This is a genomic window from Natrinema sp. SYSU A 869 (assembly GCF_019879105.1).
Lineage (GTDB): Archaea > Halobacteriota > Halobacteria > Halobacteriales > Natrialbaceae > Natrinema.
On record NZ_CP082249.1, the window covers coordinates 17,293 to 34,866 of the forward strand.

Genomic DNA, 17,574 nt, shown 5'->3' on the forward strand with positions numbered 1-17,574 from the left:
GGCGAAAATTGAGCCGGTTCACCCCTCCATGCCGCCGAAGGAGAGGCCGCTCTCGACGTAACTCTGTGCGAAGAAGTAGATGATCGCGACCGGCATCGCGAACAGGATCGCGAACGCCGAGAACTCGGTCCATGGCGTCTCGTACCGTCCGGCCGTCGCGAGCGAGTAGAGTTCGACTGAGAGTGTGTAATTGTCCGGACTGAGTAGCGTCCGCGCGACGATGAACTCGTTCCACCCCGCTAGGAAGGTGAAGACTAGGACGACGGCGATGCCGGGTTTCGACAGCGGGAGAATCACCTCGCGGATGACATCCCACCGACCCGCCCCGTCGACGATCGCCGCCTCCTCGTAGGAGACGGGGATGTTGTCCATGAAGGTCTTGAGCAACCACGTGTTGAACGGGATTGCCCCCGCGGCGTAGAACAGTCCGAGCACCAGGAGGCTGTCGCTCAACCCGAGGTTGACGAACAGGGCGTACAGCGCGACGAGCGTCGCGACCGAGAGGCCAGCACCGACCTGCGTGAACAGGACGTAGCCGTAGAGAACCTTCTCTCGGCCGACGAAATTTCGCCGCGAGAGCGCGTACGCGCCCGGAATGACAACCGACATCGAGACGCTGACTGTCACGAAGACGACGACTAAGCTGTTGACCAGCGCGTCGCGGAAGTCCGATTCGAAGAGCACCCAGTGGTAGGCCTCGAGGTTGTAGGTGGCCGGATCGGCGAAGATACCTTCGGAGCTCATCAGTCCGGTCCCCTGCGAGAGCGAGGCCGTGAAGATCCAGTAGACAGGGAACATGAGGACTACCAGAATCCCGACCGCGCCGCCGGTCGCGGCGACCGTCTTGGCGATGTCCAGCGGATTCCGCCTGCTACTCCCGGCCTGCTCGTCGGATCGCGTCTCTGATTTAGATGCTGTCATTACGAGTTCACCCCTTCGGCGAGGTCGCCTTTCTTTACTGCGAGCCACATGAACGCGCCGATGAATGCGATCGCCGTGACCATGATCGCTGATCCGAACGCGTACTCATTGAGTTCGGTCGCCTCCCGGAAGCCGTAGACGATGATAAGTTCGTTTTGGCGAGACGGACCGCCCTGATTGAAGATCCATGGGACGAGGAACTGCTGAAACGACGTCGCCGCGGTCAGGATCGATCCGAACATGACCGGGCGTTTGATCGACGGGAGTGTGATGTGACGGAACCGGTTCAGGAAGCCCGCACCGTCGACTTTCGCTGCGTCGTGGAGTTCCGCTGAGACGTCCTGCAGCGCACTCACGATGATGATCACCATGAACGGATACGCCAGCCAGACCTCCGCCGTGATATAGGCGAAGAACGAACTCCACCGACCGCTGAGCCACCCGATCGGTAGCTCCAGCAGCAGTAGCTCCGGCGCGGTGACATCGAACAGACCCGTGAGCGAGAGCACGGCATCGTTGTACTTGTAGAGCATCTCGTTCAGCGGCCCGAACCGAGCGCCGCTAAATATGCCTCGCCAGACCGTGATCGTGAATATCGTCGGGAACCCCATCGGGATGATGACCGCGGCTCGGAGGTACCGCTTTCCGAGCACACGGCTGTGAGTGAGGACCATCGCGAGCCCGAGCGAGAGCACGATCTTGACCACGAGGCTCACCACGACGAACAGCCAGGTGATCCCGAGCGAGGTCCAGAACTGCGAATCCGAAAAGAGCTCGACGTAATTGTCGAGCCCGATCACGCTTGAGCCGCCCCCGATGACCGTTCCGGCGTGGGTCGCGTCGGTCATCGACAAGTAGACCAGGAACGTGATCGGGAACAGCATGAAGGAGCCGAACAGGACGACGCCGGGTAAGACGAGCAGGATCCCGAACAGGTCGTACTCCCGGAGACTGACCGGAAGTCGCCGTCGACCGCGCTCGGATACGCGTCTGAGAAATGACGATGTAGACATGGGATTGAGGTGTCAAACGCAGTCAGTTAGTCCCAGCGGCCCCGAATTTCCTCGGCGGCAGTTGCCATCGATTCGTCGGCACTCGCCTGTCCGTTGAAGACCCGCTGGAGACCGTCCTTGAGCGGCGTCCACACGTCGCCAATTCGTGGGTCAGTCGGCAGTGGAACGCCCATCTCGACGGTCTGGGCGAACGCTTCGACATCGTCGCCGAGTTCGTCGGACTGCGTGTACTCCTGGTGAACCGGAATCAACCCGTGGTCCTGTGCGTTGCTCAGGATCACGTCCTCGGTGGTCGTGTACCACTCGGCCCACTCGAGAGTCGTCTCGAGCGCGGTGTCGTCTGCGCTCTCGAGTTGCGTCGTAAAGTACCACGTCTGGACGCCCGTGTACGGCGACGGCTCACCGCCGTCGATGTCGGGGAGGGGTGCGACGGTCGCGTCGACATCGGCCTCGCGGAAGCTGCTGACCTGCCACGGTCCGTTGATCGCGTACGGCGCGTTCCCCTCGGAAAACGTTGGGATCTGTGATTCGGGGGTGGGATCCTCCGCGACGTACGGCCAAATAGAGTCCTCGAGAAGTTCGATGCCCTCGATGAACACGTCGTCCTCGATACCGAGTTCGCCGCTCTCCTCGTCGAAGACGGTACCGCCGAACGCGTTGAGGAACGCGCTGACGAAGTAGGTCTCGATCGCGGGAACCGAGAGCCCGTACTGGTTGTTGTCCGGATCGTGGTGGTCCTCCATTACGTCGACCATCTCCGAGAGCGTCTCCGGCGGTCCGTCGACCAGATCCGGATTGTACATGAGCGAGACGGTCTCGGCCGCATAGGGGAGGCCGTGTACCGCACCGTCCCACTGGACTGCCTGTGCGGCCGCTTCCGTGAACGTACTCTCGAGGTCAATGTCGATGTCGTCGGCAGCGTCATAGACGAAGTCCTGATCGTGATACTGACCGATCCAGTCGTGGGCCCATGCGAACGTATGTGGCCCATTACTCGCCGGTAATGCCGTTTCGAGTTGCGAGTCCATCTCCGAGATATTCTCGACGTTCATCGCGTCGTCCCGTCCCTCGTTGAACGTTCCGAGGTGTCCCTCGAGAGACTGCTGCTCGCCTTCTTCGAACTGCGTCCACAGCGTCGTCCCCTGGTCGCCGCCGCCGAGCAGTCCCCCGAGACACCCCGCAACTGTCAGTGTCGTAATCCCGCCGATGCCCACGAGTGCGTTCCTGCGATACAGTGTCATGGCAAACAGTGATGAATAATATCTTCACATATTTAGTTGTTAGGATGCCACCTTGACGAAGCAAACGAAATAATTGTAACGGGCATCAGGCCCCTTCATATCGGGAATTTCGGGAGTTCGAACCGGATCCATACCTCTCGAGACGGTCCCAGATTTCGCTATCGGGCGTCGCATTCCCTCGGCTGAGAACCTGTTCGTCTCGCGAACGGCAATTTCCAATATGTTTGGTGTAATATTACTTCTTAGATTCCAAATTTTGGGAAAAGGTTTTACGCACCCTCGCCGAACGAACAGTGAAATGGCACGAGTAACGGTCGAATCGCTACGGAAGGAATACGACGCCGGGTCGGTCGTCGCCGTCAACGACCTCGACCTCGAGATCGAGGACGGCGAGTTCGTGACCGTGGTCGGCCCGTCGGGCTGTGGAAAGACGACGACGCTGCGGATGTTAGCCGGACTCGAGCAGTCCACGTCCGGGCGAATTCGGATCGGCGACGAGGACGTCACGGACGTCCACGCAAAGAACCGGGATGTCGCGATGGTGTTCCAGAACTACGCGTTGTATCCCCACAAGACCGTCTTCGAGAACATGGCGTTCGGGCTCCGGATGAGCACCGATCTGAGCGAGTCAGAGCGCGAGCGGCGCGTCATCGACACGGCCGAGATGATGGACATCGAGGACCTCCTCGAGGACAAACCGGACGAGCTCTCTGGCGGTCAGAAACAGCGCGTCGCGCTTGGCCGTGCGATCGTCAGGGAGCCGGATCTATTCCTGTTCGACGAGCCGCTCAGCAACCTCGACGCCAAGCTCCGAACGAGCATGCGCGCGGAGATCCAGCGGCTCCAGAACGAACTCGGAATCACTGCTGTCTACGTCACGCACGATCAACACGAGGCGATGACGATGGGCGACCGGATCGTCATCCTCGACGGCGGCGAACTCCAGCAACAGGGGAAACCGACCGAGGTCTACGAGAACCCCGTCAACGAGTTCGTCGGCGGCTTCGTCGGCTCGCCGTCGATGAACTTCGTTGATGTCGCCGTCGAGTCCGACGGCAATCGACTCCACCTAACTGGCCCCGACGGCGGGTTCGAATTCGACCTCTCGGCAGCGTACGTCGACCGCCACGGGGACGATCTCGATGCGAGTCAGTACACGCTCGGTATCCGACCGGAAAACGTCTCCGTCACCGACGAAGGCGCGGCTAACTCGATCACGGCGGCCATCGGTGTCGTCGAACCTGTCGGCTCCGACAACTTCCTCCATCTCGATCTGCCCACCGAGTTCATTGCCCGCGTCGACTCGGACGTGCACCTCAAGCCGGGCGATCGGGTGACGCTCACGTTCGACGAATCGGATGTCCACCTGTTCGATCCCGAAACCGGTCGGAACGTCCTCACTCGCGAACGCGACGTTCCAATCGTCACGTCCTGACGCAGACAGCGCTAACCTCTCAGCCTCGTTTTTCGGTTGCCTCTGCCTCACTCTGGAGAGATAGCCGCCGCGCCAAAAAACGGAATCGCCGACTTAGTCCTGCAGTGGTGCGCGGTCCTCGTCGTCCGCGAGCGCGGGCGAAGCGGATTCCTCGAGCGAACTCGCCGTCGCGAGCCGGATGGCATGGGGCCAACCGAGCGGCGTCGCGCTGTCCGGCGTGCCGTCGTCGAACACTTGTTCGGGGAGGTAGCCGCCGGGCCGGCGGAGCACTCCGCTGGGCCCGACGAGCGCTAAAAGGGTACGACCACGTTCGTCGAACATGTCGGCCTCCTCACGGCCGTTCGCCGTCAGGAGGTCGCCGAGTTCGACGGCAGCGTGTGCCCCCCATGCAGTCGTCACTGTCCAGATCTTCGGGGCATCCTGTTCGCGGACTCGCCAGGGATCCCCCTCGAAGCGGGCGAGCCCCTCGACCGGTCCATCTGGATTTCGATAGAGGCCATCGAGCGTCGTCCCGACGTGGGAGACGAGCCGATCGAGTCGGTCGTCGTCGACGCCCTCGAGCGCATCGTACGCCCGGTGGGCCCCGACCAGCGCGAGCGTGCTCCCGTCGAGTCGATCGTCGACGTCACCGTTGTCACTGCGCATCGCGTAGATCCCGCGCTCGGGCACCCAGAGCTCGTCGAGGGCTTCGTAAACGGTTGCCGCCCGTTCTCGGGCGCGAGCCGCGAGCGACTCGTCGACCGGGGCCCGAGCGATCGCCGCGTAGGCTTCGAGGAACGTCGCCGCGGTGTGCGCGAACCGCCCGGTCATGTTCTCCCAGGCGTTCTGGACGCGCCCGGGGAGGCCGTCCGCTGCGAGGGTGTCGTCTAACCCGTCGATGGCGGCCGCGAGCGCCTCCTGTACCCCTTCCGCGTCGGCATCGACGTGACGAAGGTACGTCGCGAGAAACGCCGCGACGCTCGCCGTCTGGTCGGCCTGGTATTCCTCGGAGTCCCCGTCTTCGACGCGGCCGTGCGCCCAGCCCGGAGCGAGCGCGCCGTTGTGCGGCCACACCCGATGGGGCCAGGTGCCGTCGGAACGTTGCGTCTCGACGTAGAAGCGGACACTCTTCGCGTGCCACTCCTCGAGTCCAAGCGCCAGCCGCCGATCGGCCTCGAGCAGGAACCCAGCGATTTCGGCGTCGTCACGGAACCAGGTGTAGCCGTAGCCGCCGGAGTACCGATAGAACGGATCGAACTCGGGTCCGGCCATCCGTGCACCGGTCGGCGCACGCAACAGCGCGAGTGTACGGAGGTCTGCGAGGCTGCCCTCGACGTCGCTATCAGGATCGGGAAGCCGATCACGAGCTTGTTCGCGGCCCGCCTCGAGCACCGCCTCACCGTCGGCGTGGTTGGCCACGGCGGTCCGAACGCACTCAAGCCCGTCGGTGCGGTCGCCGTCGGAGAGGAGCGTCGCGACGGTCGTGCTCGGTGACGACCCGGTGAGTTCGATTTCGCTCATCGCGACCGGGCTAAGGCGTGCCTCCTCGTAGCGGTCGTCGGTCGGTGATCGCGGAAAGTCGACGGGCTCGGCCGCGAGCAGTTCCGTGAACCGCTCGGGGACCTGCCCCGTCACGGACAGCTCCGTCGAGGCCGCGAGGAAGTCGTGTTCGGTGTCATGGTGTACCTCGACGGCGTTCCCGTGCCAGAGCTGTCCGACTCGTCCCGCTCGCCCGTCCGGTGCGAATCCGACGCACGCGTGGAGGGAGATATCGTCGTCGGCTCCACCTCCGTCCTCGATCCTAACGTGAGTCAGGTGGAGCCGTCCGATCGTGAGGTCGTACTGCACGCAAATCGAGTCACCGACCGCGTGCGTCGTCTCGACGACCGCGGTATCGTCGACGTAGCGCTGGTCGCCGTCAGCGTCAAACCAGTGGACATCACCGTCTTTCTCGAGTCCGAGCCGGGAGCGTTCAATGCCGGCCAGCCCAGAGAGCGGGTAGGAGTAGTCCCTGATTGATCCGCCGGGGGCGACGTGAACGAGCCGTTCGCCGAGACCGGAGAAAAGCCCCGTCGTCGACCTACGCTCGCCGGGAAACCGCTGTGGATCCCCCTGTGACCGCTTGAAATCGTTGAGGGCACCGTGTAGTTCCATCGTTTTCACAGTCCGCTCCCGGGGCAATAAACTTTTTTGAAATATGTCTTCCTACTTTTCTGTGCCGCGATGGTGGGGCATCGTGGTCGAACGACGCGGTTCGGCCATATCGATCGGCGAGCGGCTCGATCGGGCGGCCGGACCGATCATATTTACACTGACCGCTCAATCGATAGGATACTAGTTACACATGGACGACGACGAGCTCGCCGAGTTGCTCGAGCGATTCGGCCTCTCGGAGAAGGAGACCGACACCTACCTCGCGATTCTCGAACACGGGGAGTCGAAAGCGAGCACCATCGCCGACGCGGCTGACGTGTCCAAGCGCTACGTCTACAGCATCAGCGAGGCACTCGAGGACCGCGGGTTCGTTGAGGTCGACGACCACTCGGTTTCGACGGTGATCCGGCCCGTCCAGCCCGAAACAGTTATCGAACAGCTCACGGACAGCGTCACGGAAATCGAACCGGAGCTCCAATCGCGGTACACGACGACGGAGCGTTCCGGCGAGCAGTTCGAGGTAATCAAGTCTCGGCAGACGGTGCTCAAACGAATCGAGAGCCTGCTGGCCAACGCGGAGACGGAAGTGACGCTCTCCCTGCCCGCCGAGGTCCTCCCGCGAATCCGGTCGACGCTCGAGGCGACGGTCGACCGCGGCGTGCTCGTCCTCCTCTTGCTCGGCGCGACCGAGGGCGATCAAGACATCGCGTCGCTGGCCGGTACGGCCAGTACGGTCCGCACCTGGGATGCGCTCGTGCCAACGATGTTGACGGTTGACGGCCGGCACGGGCTGCTCGCACCGAGCCAGATACTGACGACGTCGACGAGCGACACCCGCGCGATTTCGATCTCACAGGAACAACTCGCTCCCGTCCTCGCCGGTTCATTCCTGGCGAACTACTGGCCGACCGCGGAAGAGCGCTACGTCACCACTCCGAACGAACTCCCCTGTACCTACGAGGGGTTTCGGAGCGCCGTCTTCCAGATCGCGCTCCACCGCGCGACAGACACGCGGATCGAGGCCTCGGTCACCGGCTCGCCGGTCGGCGATCAGGACCTCCCATCGTCGCTCTCCGGCGAGGTCGTCGACGTCCGACAGAGCCTCGTCAGGCCAGTCTCCTCGACGCTGCCGATCGAGAACGCGTTCGAACTCGAGGTCGACGGCGACCAGTACACTATCGGCGGCACCGGCGCGTTCCTCGAGGACTACGAGGCGGAGTCGGTCACCATTCGCCCGCTCGAGGAGTGAGCACCATCGGCGCGCTTATTTCGACTATGAGTAAATTTCTTGGCGTCGGGGCGCACACGTCTCGCCACGATGGAACGATTCACTAGTACGCGGCTCGCGAGCGAGCACCGAATGGCGGCCACTATGCGAGGGCTGGACGGATGACCGAGAAAGGCGCAGTCAGGGACCGAATCGTCGACAGCGGTGTCATCGCAGTCCTCCGCGGCATCGATGAGAACCAAATCGTCCCAGTCGCCCGTGCGATTCACGACGCCGGGGTCGATGCGCTCGAGATCACGGCGGACGGGACGCGCGCGGCCGAGCAGATCGCGGCCGTCGATCGGGAGCTCGCGGACACCGACGCGGTCGTAGGCGCAGGGACCGTCCTCGACGCGCCGACCGCACAGTCCGTAATCGACGCGGGCGCGTCGTTCGTCGTCTCGCCACAGACCTCGCCGGACGTGGTTCGGACATGCAACCGACACGGCATCCTCGTCGCACCCGGCGTCATGACGCCGACGGAGGCCGTGACGGCGATGGAAGCCGGCGCGGACCTCCTCAAAATGTTCCCCGCGTCGACGGTCGGCCCGGGCCACATCGGCGCGCTCGCGGGGCCGCTAGGTGATGTCGATATCGTTCCGACGGGTGGTGTCTCGCAGGACAACGCCGTCGACTTCTTCGACGCCGGTGCAGTGGCCGTCGGTGCCGGCGGTGCCATCGTCGACGATGCGGCCGTTGCCGACGGCGACATGGATCGCGTTCGAGAGACGGCCGCATCGTTCGTCGACGCAGTCGAGGCGGCGCGAAGCGAGTAATCGAACGCCGGCGCACGCAGACCCGTCACGTCCCGCGAGTGGCCGCAGCACAACCGGCTGCTGGTGCTGGGAGCCGTTTTATGTCGCTCGTCGGGGTGGAAACGGGCGTGACTCCAGATCCAGATCAGTGTACTCGCAGACGGATACTCGGCGCGGTCGGAGCAACCGGGGCCGCGGCAGCGGTCGGCCTCGGGGGCTCCGGGACCGGCGTTGCACAGAACGAAACCGCTGACTCGAACGCGACGGCCCAGGAGGGTGACGGGAGCGATGTCGACAGTCCGTACACGGAGACGTATCGCAATACCATCGATTCCGTCGTCCTTGTCACCGTCTCCGGGACGAGCGGTGTTCCGGGTGGCGGTGGCGGCGGCCTCGGCTCCGGGTTTGTCATCGACGACCAGTATATCGTGACCAACAATCACGTCGTCGAGAGCGCGAGCGAGGACGGGATCGAGATCCAGTTCAGCAACGAGGAGTGGCGAGCCGCATCGATCGTCGGCACCGACGCCTACAGTGACCTCGCCGTCCTCCGCGTCGAGGACGTACCCGACATCGCCACCGGTCTCTCGTTCTCGGAGTCCGAGCCCGTAATCGGTCAAGAAGTGCTGGCGATCGGCAATCCGCTCGGCCTCGATGCGTCGGTCTCTCAGGGGATCGTCAGCGGAATCGATCGATCGCTCCCGAGCCCCACCGGCTTCTCGATTCCGGCCGCGATCCAGACCGATGCACCGATCAACCCTGGTAACAGTGGCGGCCCGCTGGTGAGCCTCGAGGGCGAGGTTCTCGGCGTCGTCTTCGCCGGGGCCGGCCAGACCATCGGCTTTGCGATCTCCGCGTTGCTGGCGAACCGAGTCGTGCCCGCGCTCATCGAGGACAGTACGTACGAACACCCCTACATGGGCGTCGGCGTCCAACCGGTTGGCCCGGAGATCGCCGCCGAAATCGGCCTCGAGGAAGCCACTGGCGTGCTAGTCATGGAGGTCGTTCCGAACTCGCCTGCAGACGGCGTCCTCGAGCCGGGCAGTACCAGTCGCCCAGCCAGCGGTGACGTAATCGTCGCCATCAACGGCGAGGAGATACCCAACCAGAATCAGCTCTCGTCGTATCTCGCCCTCGAGACCTCGCCCGGTGAGACGATCGAACTCGAGATCGTTCGCGATGGTGACCGGCAAACGGTCGAGTTAACCCTCGCGGAGCGACCGGAGGTGGAACTGCCACAGACGCCGGTTCCGGGCGGACCGGGCGAACGACCGCCGACATCGGAGCCGTAATTCGACCACAGATGATGACGGAAATCGGATACAAACTCATCTGCGAGGAGCACGGCCCGAACGATCTCGTCGAATACGCCCAACTCGCCGATGATTCGGCGTTCGAATTCGCGATGATCTCCGATCACTACCACCCCTGGACCGCGAGTCAGGGAGAGGCTCCGATGGTCTGGAACGTGATCGGCGCGATCGCACAGGCGACCGACGACCTGCGATTGGGGACCGGAATCACCTGCCCAATTAGCCGCGTACATCCGGCGGTCGTTGCGCAGGCGGCCGCGACGGCTGCGGCGATGCTCCCCGGGCGGTTCTTCCTTGGCGTCGGCGCTGGCGAGCAGTTGAACGAGCACATTTTGGGTCATCGCTGGCCAGAACACGAGGTTCGACTCGAGATGCTCGCCGAGGCGATCGAGATCATCCGGACTCTCTGGGTGGGCGAGACGACGAGCTACCACGGCGAGTATTACACCGTCGAGAACGCGCGACTGTTCACCCTCCCCGACGACCTCCCGCCGATTCCGATCGCCGCGGACGGGCCGAAAGCGGCCCGATTCGCGGGCGAGCTGGGAGACGGGGTCGTCGGCGTCAGTCCCAACTCGGACCTGCTCGAGACCTTCGCGGACGCTGGCGGCGAGGGACCGCGATACGGTGAGGTCACGGTCTGTTACGACGAAGACGCGGACGCGGCGGTCGAACGCGCACACGAGATCTGGCCCATCGAAGGATTGCCGGGCGAATTGATGTGGGAGCTGTCGACGCCGGCTCACTTCGAGCAGGCCACACAGACGGTAACCGAGAGCGAGATTGCGGAGTTAATTGTCTGTGGTGACGACCCCGACGACCACGTCGCCGCGATCGAGGAGTACGTCGACGCGGGATACGACCGCGTGGTTGTCCACCAGATCGGTTCGAATCAGGCCGAGTTCGTCGAGTTCTACGAAGAAAACGTGTTACCGTCGTTCTGACGGACGTTATCGGCCACTCTCCCTCGAATCTACTACCACCTTAGCCCTCCTCCTCCTCACTCTCCGCTTCTTCCTCGAGATCCTCGAGGTCATCGGCGTCCTCGCGCGGCGCGTTCTGGGTACCGAGATCGTCGTCACCCTCGTCGACCTCGTCGGGATCACGATCGACCCGCTCGAGTTCGTCCTCTATTTCCGCTTCTCGTTCCGCCTCGTACTCGTTTGCTCTGTCTGAGTCATCTTCGGCCATGAACGAGGGTTCGTCGCCGAGCGGTTTGGACGCGGGGCCGTCGAGTGCAACGTCGGCGTCGCCCACCGTCACGATCGGTGGCGTGACGGCCGTGGTTACTGAGCGGACACGAAAGACAGATAAAAGACCCCGCGCTGTGAATAGACATATATGGACGTTCCGTACGACCTCACCTCGTACATTCGGGTGCTGAAGATGGCAACGACACCCACTACTGAGGAGTTCCTCCAGGTATCGAAGATCGCCGGTGCAGGTATCCTTCTGGTCGGCCTCATGGGATTCCTCATCGGCGCGATCATGCTGCTCCTGCCCGGTGGTGGCGTCTAATGGGTATCTTCGCTGTCAAAACGACGGCGAGCCAGGAACGCACCGTCGCGGACATGATCATCAACCGCGAGGAGTCGGAAATCCACGCCGCACTCGCACCCGACTCACTGACCTCCTACGTGATGGTTGAGGCCGAGGGCAATGCAGCCCTCAATCGCGTCCTCGAGGACATTCCGCACGCGCGGAGCATCGTCCCCGGCGAGTCAGACATCTCGGAGGTCGAGCACTTCCTCTCGCCGAAACCGGACGTCGAAGGGATCGCCGAGGGCGACATCGTCGAACTCATCGCTGGCCCGTTCAAGGGCGAGAAGGCCCAGGTCCAGCGCATCGACGAGGGGAAGGATCAGGTGACAGTCGAACTGTACGAGGCAACGGTTCCGATTCCCGTAACGGTGCGGGGCGACCAGATTCGCGTGCTCGATAGTGACGAACGGTAGTTCGTCGGACCATGCGAACGGGCAGTTCGGGACGGTTTCACCGTCCCGCAGTGCCCGTGAGCAGACAGTGACGAGCGCGTTAGCGCTCGTTAAGCAGTCAGCGCGGCGAAGCAGCGCTGAATATAGCGACGAACGATAGTTCGTCGAATACCGGAACGGCCGCACATTGCGGGCCGACTCCGATGACACGGAAGATTCGGTTCTCGGCTCGCTCGCCGTGAACACCGCTTCATTGGACGCGCGTTTCTCCGTAACCTCGAGTCCTCACCAACCAAGGATCCGATCCCAGTTGTACTGTTCGCTAGTCTCCTGTGCGCCGTTGGATCGAGTTCCCTCTGCCCGCCCGTCTATCATCTTCTATGTATTCCAATATATCCAAACGCGGATAAAAATTATACATTAGGTTGTGAAATTATATCCTGTTCGCATCAGAACCGAGAACGATTTCCAATGCCAACAACCGAACACGTGAATTCGACCGCAGAGAACAGCGATACGTCGAATACTGTCTCGAGACGGCGGCTCCTTGGGTCCGCGGCGGCGACAGTCGTCGCGAGCGCCAGCCTGAGTGTCGCGTCGAGGTCGGTCGCGGCCGACACTGACGAGATCGCGGAGCTCGACTTTCGAGACGGCGTCCCTGACGTCGCCGACGCGCCCCAAGCCGAAGCCGAGGTCGTGTTCAAGATCCACGGCTACACGAGTTCGTCGGCGAGCGTCGAGCGGGCCGCGACGTTCCGGGAGACGGCGAGTGCAGTCGGCTACGACGAGCCCGTCACGGCAGTCACCTGGGATGACAGCAGTCTGCCAACATCGGCGATCCAGAGTGCCAGAGACACGGGAGACCTGTTCGCCACCTGGCTGGCGGACTACACCGACGCGAACCCGTCGACGACGATCCGTATTCTCGGTCACTCGATGGGTGGTATCGTCCAGATGGAAACGCTCGCGGCTATCGACGGGGATTTTACGGTTGCGACGGTAGACAGTATCGGTTCGTTCGAGGCGTCCGACGCGCCCTGCGAAGACGGTGCCTTCTTCGATGCTATCCAGGCGTCGGCCGACGCAGTCCACAACTACTACTCGACGAACGACGGCGTCGCCAGGCTGGGGAGTGGCCCGGCTGACTGCGGCAGCTGGTTCAGTGATGGCACTACGCCGGACAACTACGACGATATCGATGTGAGCGATTCGGTCTCTGATCACTCCGCCTACAGGGAGGAGACCGGCTGCGTGTCAGCGATCGTCAACAACTACTGACGACGAGCCTCCTGATCGTCCGCTTCCGGCGTCGTTCGGTGTCGACTCGCGCTCCAGACGAACAGGAAGCGGACGAGCGGAACGACGGTAGTCCGAGAAATCGTCCACAGTCGGCACGTCCAGTAGCGATGAGAGACCCACCATTAGTCGCGGAGACGATGACGAGACGGATCGCTACCGCTTCAATTCCGTCGCAATCGCTTGCATATTCGCTTCTGATTCGATCTCCTCAAGTAACTCTTCGCGTTCTCTGACTGCCTCGGAGCTGGCACCGTAGGCGCGAACGTACTCGGCGCGGCTGTGTTCGGTAAAGACGTGTCGAATCGCGAGGTAGCCATCAGGCACGACGGTCCCGCAGACCTGGCACTCACGACGCTGGTGCTTTGTCGCCTGATGAACGACGGCCGACTCGACATCCTCGAAGACTGCGCCACAGCCGTCGATCCCGCATTCCCAGGCCATTCGTTACTGACACTCGAACCGCCCTCCTAATGATCCTTTCGCAGCAAAACCAATTGGCCAGAATACATGTTGTCCGATACCCTTCATAGGACAGAACCTCCTCACCGAGGCATGCTGGCGACTGACAGGGCGGTCTCGAGTGGCCGCCAAATCAGAATTCATAACCCGGCTGTCCCGGAAGTAGTGTTCGTGACCGATGGAGTGACGTTCAGAATCGACTGTCACGTGAAGGTGCTGGACGAGACGGTCGTCGAACGAGCCAAACGGGCCGGCCTCGACGCGATCGTCTACGCACCCCACTTCACCCGCCTCCCGGAGATCCGCGATCGAGCGGCGGCTTACTCCGACGAGGACCTGCTGGTGATCCCCGGGCGTGAGGTGTTTACCGGCACGTGGCGAGACCGCAAGCACATCCTCACGATCGGCCTCGACGAGCCCGTGCCCGATTTCATCCCGCTCGAGGCAGCGATGGCCGAGTTCGACCGACAGGACGCGACGGTGCTCGTTCCCCATCCCGAATTCGCGAATGTGAGTCTCACCGAGGCGGATCTGCGGACGTATGCCGAGACGATCGACGCAATCGAAATATTCAACCCGCGTCACTTTCCGTGGAACAACCGCCGCGCGCGCGAACTCGCAGACACGCTCTCAATACCGCCGTTTACCTCGTCGTATGCCCATGTTCGGCGGTCTGTTGGCGTCGCCCACACCGCGTTCGATGCGGCCATCGAGACCGAGGCGGACGTCGTGACCGCGCTCGCGGATGGGACCGCCCGCCGGGTCACCTACGATAACGGCCTCGAGCACTGGGCGACAACGACGATGGAACTCGGCCACCTCGTCTATGAGAACACCTGGAAAAAGGTCGATCGCCTCTTTCTCTCGGGGACGGAGCCGACCCATCCCCACCACATCGCCTATGACGGTCGGTTCGACGACGTTGCCGTTTACTAAGTTCGGACTCGCTCTCGAGTCGGTAGTTACGTCTCGTCGGGCCGTTCTCCGGCCGATTCCCGGATCTCTGAGAGCGTCTTTGCGACCCGATCCCAGTGACTCCCGCGCCAGAAGTACTGGCCGCAGTCACGACAGGCCCATATCTCGAGTGTCGACGGATTGGGTGCGTACTCCGGCGTCGACGCCGTCGGCTCGACGGGCTCGAGCAGGCCGTTACACCGCCCACAAAAGCCGGGGTCGTCCGCGAGGGTGAGATCGAGTCCTGCTACGTCGAGTGCCGCGAGTTGCTCCTCGACGTCGCGAGACTCGAGCAGGATTGACTCATCGGCGCGACTCGCGAGGTCAACGTCTCGAGTGACGACCGTCCGATCTTCGCCTCGAGCGACGGCGAGGAGGTCGTCGTCGGCCTCGAGTCCGCGATCGCCCGCGTAGGCGGTGTCGTAGTTACACATCCGGAGATATGAGACGAGACCGCCGCACATGACGTCGAGGAGGATGCGCATGGGAACAGCGTGAGATGAGAGCGTTCCAGCCGATTAGTGGAGGAACTCGCGGAGGTCGTCGAGTTCCCAGGTGTTGATCACGTCGTCCGGTTCGGCCCAGCCGCGACGCGCCGTGTGGACGCCCCAGCGCATGTACTCGAGCGTCGAGGGCTGGTGGGAGTCGGTGTTGATCGCGATCGGCGCGCCCTCCTCGAGAGCGGCTTGGACGGCGCTGCCCCAGAGGTCGAGTCGGCGGGGGTTGCTGTTGACCTCGAGAGCGGTGTCGTGTTCGGCGGCGGCTTCGCCGAGCGCGGTCGCGTCGAAGTCGAGCCCGGACCGCTCGTTGAGCAGGCGGCCGCTTGGATGACCCAGCACGTCAATCGCCGGGTTCTCGATCGCGTGGACGAGCCGCTCCGTGGCGGTCTCCGCGTCCTGGTCGAGCGCGCTGTGCGTCGAGGCGACGATCACGTCTAGGGCCTCGATCACGTCCTCGGAGAGGTCGATCTCGCCCTCGGCGTCGACATTAGCTTCGATCCCGGCGAAGACCTCGATCTCCGCGTCGTCGCCGACCGCGTGGATCTCCTCGACCTGCTCTAAGATCTCGGTATCGGAGAGACCCATGCCGCCGACGATGCCGGGGCCCTCGGCGTGGTCGGCGATTCCGAAGAAGTCGTAGCCCCGCACCTCGGCGGCCTCGACCATCGCCTCGATGGAGGTGTTGCCGTCGGACCACTCGGTGTGGCTGTGCAGGTCGCCGCGGATATCGTCGCGCGTGAGCAGGTCCGGGAGGTCGCCGTTCTCGGCGGCTTCGATCTCGCCGCGGTTCTCGCGAAGCTCCGGCGGAATCCACGGTAGCCCGAGCGCGTCGTACATCCCCTCCTCGGTCTCGCCTGCGACCCACTCGCCGACGCGCTGTCCTGCCTCGGCGTCGTCGACATCCGAGACGTCGAAGGCACCGTACTCGTTCAACTTCATGCCGCGATCGATCGCGTAGTTGCGTAGGCTGACGTTGTGGTCCTTGCTCCCGGTGAAGTACTGGAGCGCCGAGCCGAACTCTTCGGGGACGACCACCCGGAGATCGACGCGAATCTCGCCAACGCGGATGCTGGCCTTCTCGGGACCGGACTCGATCTCGTCGCCGGCTGACTCCCACGCAACGAATCGCTCGATGACGTCCTCGCCGGCCTCGGTCGCCGCGAGGACGTCCACGTCGCCGATCGTCTCGCGCCAGCGCCGGATCGAGCCCGCGACCTCGCAGCGCTCGACGTCGTCGATCGACTCGAGAAAGTCAAGCACGTCGTCGGCCAGCGGTCGCGCCTCGCCGAGCAACTGGCGCTGCCCGATCGTGCGGGCGAACTCGAGGTTCTCGAGGATGTTCTGCTCGGTTTTCGGACCGAATCCTTTCACGTCCTGTACCTCACCGGCCTCGGCGGCGTCCTCAAGGTCGTCTAGTGTCTGGACTCCGAGTTCGCGATAGAGCTTCCCCGCGGTCTTGGGACCGACGCCTTCGATCCGAGTGATGTCGGCGATATCGATCGGCAGTTCGGCGTGGAGTTCCTCGAGTTCGTCGATCTCGCCGGTCTCGACGTATTCGATGATCTTCGAGGAGATGGCGTCGCCGACGCCGTCGATGTTCTCGACGGCCTCGTGGTTGCCGGCCGCGACCTGATCGGCGATCGGCGACGGATGCGAGCGGATGTTCTCGGCCGCCCGCCGATACGCGCGGGGCTTGTACTCGACGTCGTCGGCCTCGAGCAGGTCCGCGAACTCCTCGAATCGGGCGGCGATTTCGGCGTTGGTCGCCATCAGCGCCCCCTCCGCGCGCTGGCGTCGTCCTCTTTGCCCAACGCCTTCTTCAGGAAGGACATCCAGCGCTTGCGGTCCTGGGCCTGCTGGACCTTCTGTTCGCGCTCTAAGTCCGTCGGTCCCAGATTCTCGAGGGCGTTCAACGCCCGGTCGATGCCGATGATACTCCCGGCGAGTTCCTCGCCCGTCTCCCACGTGATATCGCCATCCTCGATCCGCTCGAGTCGCTCGAGCCGCTCGCGTCGCAGGTTCTTCTTGGCCTGCTCGACGCGCTCGCGTTCGCCGGACGGGATCGTCTCGCGGCGCTTGATCTCGAAGACGAAGGTCTGGAGGTCGATCTTCTCCCCCTGAATCGTGATCGTCTCCGGGATGTCCGTGCCGACGGTCGCGCCCTCGCGCTCGACGCGCTCGAGCAGTTGCTTGCGCTCGTACTCTTGCACACTCCGATATGGGTGGTGGGGACGCAAAAATGTACAGTCCCGACGCAGATCGAGCGAGTGGGAACAGCGATCCGTCTCTCGTCTCGGCTTCTGTGACTGAATAGCACAGAACTCGGCGAAGCGCTCTCCTGGCCCTACTG

General features: G+C 63.3%; 18 protein-coding genes. 9 read left to right on the forward strand and 9 right to left on the reverse strand.

Translation table 11 applies throughout. The features are described 5' to 3' along the window. Window positions 1-18 precede the first annotated feature (18 nt). The 3 genes from K6I40_RS08165 to K6I40_RS08175 are packed head-to-tail and all read right to left on the reverse strand — an operon-like array spanning window position 19 to window position 3,175. Complete coding sequence (locus tag K6I40_RS08165) at window positions 19-921, reverse strand: ABC transporter permease subunit (protein WP_222918566.1); 903 nt, start codon at window positions 919-921, stop codon at window positions 19-21. Continuing rightward, window positions 921-1,934: a sugar ABC transporter permease gene (locus K6I40_RS08170; protein ID WP_222918567.1), complete on the reverse strand. Its 1,014-nt coding sequence runs from the start codon at window positions 1,932-1,934 to the stop codon at window positions 921-923. The genes K6I40_RS08165 and K6I40_RS08170 overlap by 1 nt, the downstream gene beginning before the upstream one ends. Before the next feature lie 26 nt (window positions 1,935-1,960). After that, a complete protein-coding gene (locus tag K6I40_RS08175; RefSeq protein WP_222918568.1) occupies window positions 1,961-3,175 on the reverse strand; it encodes an extracellular solute-binding protein in 1,215 nt (404 codons plus the stop codon). A 298-nt stretch (window positions 3,176-3,473) separates the two neighbouring features. Here K6I40_RS08175 and K6I40_RS08180 point away from each other — a divergent pair, with 298 nt between their 5' ends. Next, a complete protein-coding gene (locus K6I40_RS08180) occupies window positions 3,474-4,610 on the forward strand; it encodes an ABC transporter ATP-binding protein (protein WP_222918569.1) in 1,137 nt (378 codons plus the stop codon). 93 nt (window positions 4,611-4,703) lie between these two features. On the opposite strand, the gene K6I40_RS08185 is transcribed toward K6I40_RS08180, so the two are convergent. Continuing rightward, window positions 4,704-6,743, reverse strand: coding sequence for a glycoside hydrolase family 15 protein (locus tag K6I40_RS08185; protein WP_222918570.1), 2,040 nt, complete (start codon window positions 6,741-6,743; stop codon window positions 4,704-4,706). A 190-nt stretch (window positions 6,744-6,933) separates the two neighbouring features. Between K6I40_RS08185 and K6I40_RS08190 the strand changes: the two genes are divergently transcribed. The 4 genes from K6I40_RS08190 to K6I40_RS08205 all read left to right on the forward strand — a co-directional run bounded on the left by K6I40_RS08190 (window position 6,934) and on the right by K6I40_RS08205 (window position 11,022). Further along, window positions 6,934-7,992 carry a TrmB family transcriptional regulator sugar-binding domain-containing protein gene (locus K6I40_RS08190; RefSeq protein ID WP_222918571.1) on the forward strand — a complete coding sequence of 353 codons (1,059 nt, stop codon included), beginning with the start codon at window positions 6,934-6,936 and terminating at the stop codon, window positions 7,990-7,992. Between the two features lie 140 nt (window positions 7,993-8,132). Continuing rightward, entirely contained in the window at window positions 8,133-8,786 is a 654-nt protein-coding gene (locus K6I40_RS08195) for a bifunctional 4-hydroxy-2-oxoglutarate aldolase/2-dehydro-3-deoxy-phosphogluconate aldolase (RefSeq protein ID WP_222918572.1), read from the forward strand. A gap of 80 nt (window positions 8,787-8,866) precedes the next feature. Then, a complete protein-coding gene (locus K6I40_RS08200; RefSeq protein WP_222918573.1) occupies window positions 8,867-10,057 on the forward strand; it encodes a trypsin-like peptidase domain-containing protein in 1,191 nt (396 codons plus the stop codon). 14 nt (window positions 10,058-10,071) lie between these two features. Next, window positions 10,072-11,022, forward strand: a complete 951-nt coding sequence (locus K6I40_RS08205) for a TIGR03557 family F420-dependent LLM class oxidoreductase (RefSeq protein WP_222918574.1) — start codon at window positions 10,072-10,074, stop codon at window positions 11,020-11,022. A 40-nt stretch (window positions 11,023-11,062) separates the two neighbouring features. Here K6I40_RS08205 and K6I40_RS08210 read toward each other — a convergent pair whose 3' ends face one another. Next, window positions 11,063-11,269: a hypothetical protein gene (locus K6I40_RS08210; protein ID WP_222920316.1), complete on the reverse strand. Its 207-nt coding sequence runs from the start codon at window positions 11,267-11,269 to the stop codon at window positions 11,063-11,065. Between the two features lie 150 nt (window positions 11,270-11,419). On the opposite strand from K6I40_RS08210, the gene K6I40_RS08215 reads away from it, so the two are divergent. From K6I40_RS08215 to K6I40_RS08225, 3 genes are all read left to right on the forward strand, one after another. Then, entirely contained in the window at window positions 11,420-11,596 is a 177-nt protein-coding gene (locus K6I40_RS08215; protein WP_222918575.1) for a protein translocase SEC61 complex subunit gamma, read from the forward strand. After that, window positions 11,596-12,033, forward strand: a complete 438-nt coding sequence (locus K6I40_RS08220; protein WP_222918576.1) for a transcription elongation factor Spt5 — start codon at window positions 11,596-11,598, stop codon at window positions 12,031-12,033. Before K6I40_RS08215 ends, K6I40_RS08220 begins: the two co-directional genes overlap by 1 nt. 450 nt (window positions 12,034-12,483) lie before the next feature. Beyond that, the gene (locus K6I40_RS08225) at window positions 12,484-13,290 is read left to right on the forward strand and encodes an alpha/beta hydrolase (protein ID WP_222918577.1); all 807 of its coding nucleotides are present in this window, start codon (window positions 12,484-12,486) and stop codon (window positions 13,288-13,290) included. Window positions 13,291-13,464: 174 nt separating this feature from the next. On the opposite strand, the gene K6I40_RS08230 is transcribed toward K6I40_RS08225, so the two are convergent. Continuing rightward, window positions 13,465-13,752 carry a hypothetical protein gene (locus tag K6I40_RS08230; protein ID WP_222918578.1) on the reverse strand — a complete coding sequence of 96 codons (288 nt, stop codon included), beginning with the start codon at window positions 13,750-13,752 and terminating at the stop codon, window positions 13,465-13,467. A 201-nt stretch (window positions 13,753-13,953) separates the two neighbouring features. Here K6I40_RS08230 and K6I40_RS08235 point away from each other — a divergent pair, with 201 nt between their 5' ends. Beyond that, on the forward strand, window positions 13,954-14,706 hold the full coding sequence (locus tag K6I40_RS08235) for a PHP-associated domain-containing protein (protein ID WP_222920317.1): 753 nt from the start codon (window positions 13,954-13,956) through the stop codon (window positions 14,704-14,706). A 26-nt stretch (window positions 14,707-14,732) separates the two neighbouring features. On the opposite strand, the gene K6I40_RS08240 is transcribed toward K6I40_RS08235, so the two are convergent. The 3 genes from K6I40_RS08240 to K6I40_RS08250 are packed head-to-tail and all read right to left on the reverse strand — an operon-like array spanning window position 14,733 to window position 17,434. Further along, window positions 14,733-15,209 (reverse strand): Mut7-C RNAse domain-containing protein, encoded by a 477-nt coding sequence (locus K6I40_RS08240; RefSeq protein WP_222918579.1) that lies wholly within the window; start codon window positions 15,207-15,209, stop codon window positions 14,733-14,735. A gap of 33 nt (window positions 15,210-15,242) precedes the next feature. Then, window positions 15,243-16,994 (reverse strand): DNA polymerase/3'-5' exonuclease PolX, encoded by a 1,752-nt coding sequence (gene polX, locus K6I40_RS08245; RefSeq protein ID WP_222918580.1) that lies wholly within the window; start codon window positions 16,992-16,994, stop codon window positions 15,243-15,245. Beyond that, on the reverse strand, window positions 16,994-17,434 hold the full coding sequence (locus K6I40_RS08250) for a DUF5788 family protein (RefSeq protein WP_222918581.1): 441 nt from the start codon (window positions 17,432-17,434) through the stop codon (window positions 16,994-16,996). Before K6I40_RS08250 ends, polX begins: the two co-directional genes overlap by 1 nt. Window positions 17,435-17,574 lie beyond the last annotated feature (140 nt).

What these genes read in the sequence shown, in the direction of transcription:
- K6I40_RS08165 (WP_222918566.1), bottom strand. Translation starts at nt 921, where the DNA reads ATGACAGCATCTAAATCAGAGACGCGATCCGACGAGCAGGCCGGGAGT.
- K6I40_RS08170 (WP_222918567.1), bottom strand. Translation starts at nt 1,934, where the DNA reads ATGTCTACATCGTCATTTCTCAGACGCGTATCCGAGCGCGGTCGACGG.
- K6I40_RS08175 (WP_222918568.1), bottom strand. Translation starts at nt 3,175, where the DNA reads ATGACACTGTATCGCAGGAACGCACTCGTGGGCATCGGCGGGATTACG.
- K6I40_RS08180 (WP_222918569.1), top strand. Translation starts at nt 3,474, where the DNA reads ATGGCACGAGTAACGGTCGAATCGCTACGGAAGGAATACGACGCCGGG.
- K6I40_RS08185 (WP_222918570.1), bottom strand. Translation starts at nt 6,743, where the DNA reads ATGGAACTACACGGTGCCCTCAACGATTTCAAGCGGTCACAGGGGGAT.
- K6I40_RS08190 (WP_222918571.1), top strand. Translation starts at nt 6,934, where the DNA reads ATGGACGACGACGAGCTCGCCGAGTTGCTCGAGCGATTCGGCCTCTCG.
- K6I40_RS08195 (WP_222918572.1), top strand. Translation starts at nt 8,133, where the DNA reads ATGACCGAGAAAGGCGCAGTCAGGGACCGAATCGTCGACAGCGGTGTC.
- K6I40_RS08200 (WP_222918573.1), top strand. Translation starts at nt 8,867, where the DNA reads ATGTCGCTCGTCGGGGTGGAAACGGGCGTGACTCCAGATCCAGATCAG.
- K6I40_RS08205 (WP_222918574.1), top strand. Translation starts at nt 10,072, where the DNA reads ATGACGGAAATCGGATACAAACTCATCTGCGAGGAGCACGGCCCGAAC.
- K6I40_RS08210 (WP_222920316.1), bottom strand. Translation starts at nt 11,269, where the DNA reads ATGGCCGAAGATGACTCAGACAGAGCAAACGAGTACGAGGCGGAACGA.
- K6I40_RS08215 (WP_222918575.1), top strand. Translation starts at nt 11,420, where the DNA reads ATGGACGTTCCGTACGACCTCACCTCGTACATTCGGGTGCTGAAGATG.
- K6I40_RS08220 (WP_222918576.1), top strand. Translation starts at nt 11,596, where the DNA reads ATGGGTATCTTCGCTGTCAAAACGACGGCGAGCCAGGAACGCACCGTC.
- K6I40_RS08225 (WP_222918577.1), top strand. Translation starts at nt 12,484, where the DNA reads ATGCCAACAACCGAACACGTGAATTCGACCGCAGAGAACAGCGATACG.
- K6I40_RS08230 (WP_222918578.1), bottom strand. Translation starts at nt 13,752, where the DNA reads ATGGCCTGGGAATGCGGGATCGACGGCTGTGGCGCAGTCTTCGAGGAT.
- K6I40_RS08240 (WP_222918579.1), bottom strand. Translation starts at nt 15,209, where the DNA reads ATGCGCATCCTCCTCGACGTCATGTGCGGCGGTCTCGTCTCATATCTC.
- polX (WP_222918580.1), bottom strand. Translation starts at nt 16,994, where the DNA reads ATGGCGACCAACGCCGAAATCGCCGCCCGATTCGAGGAGTTCGCGGAC.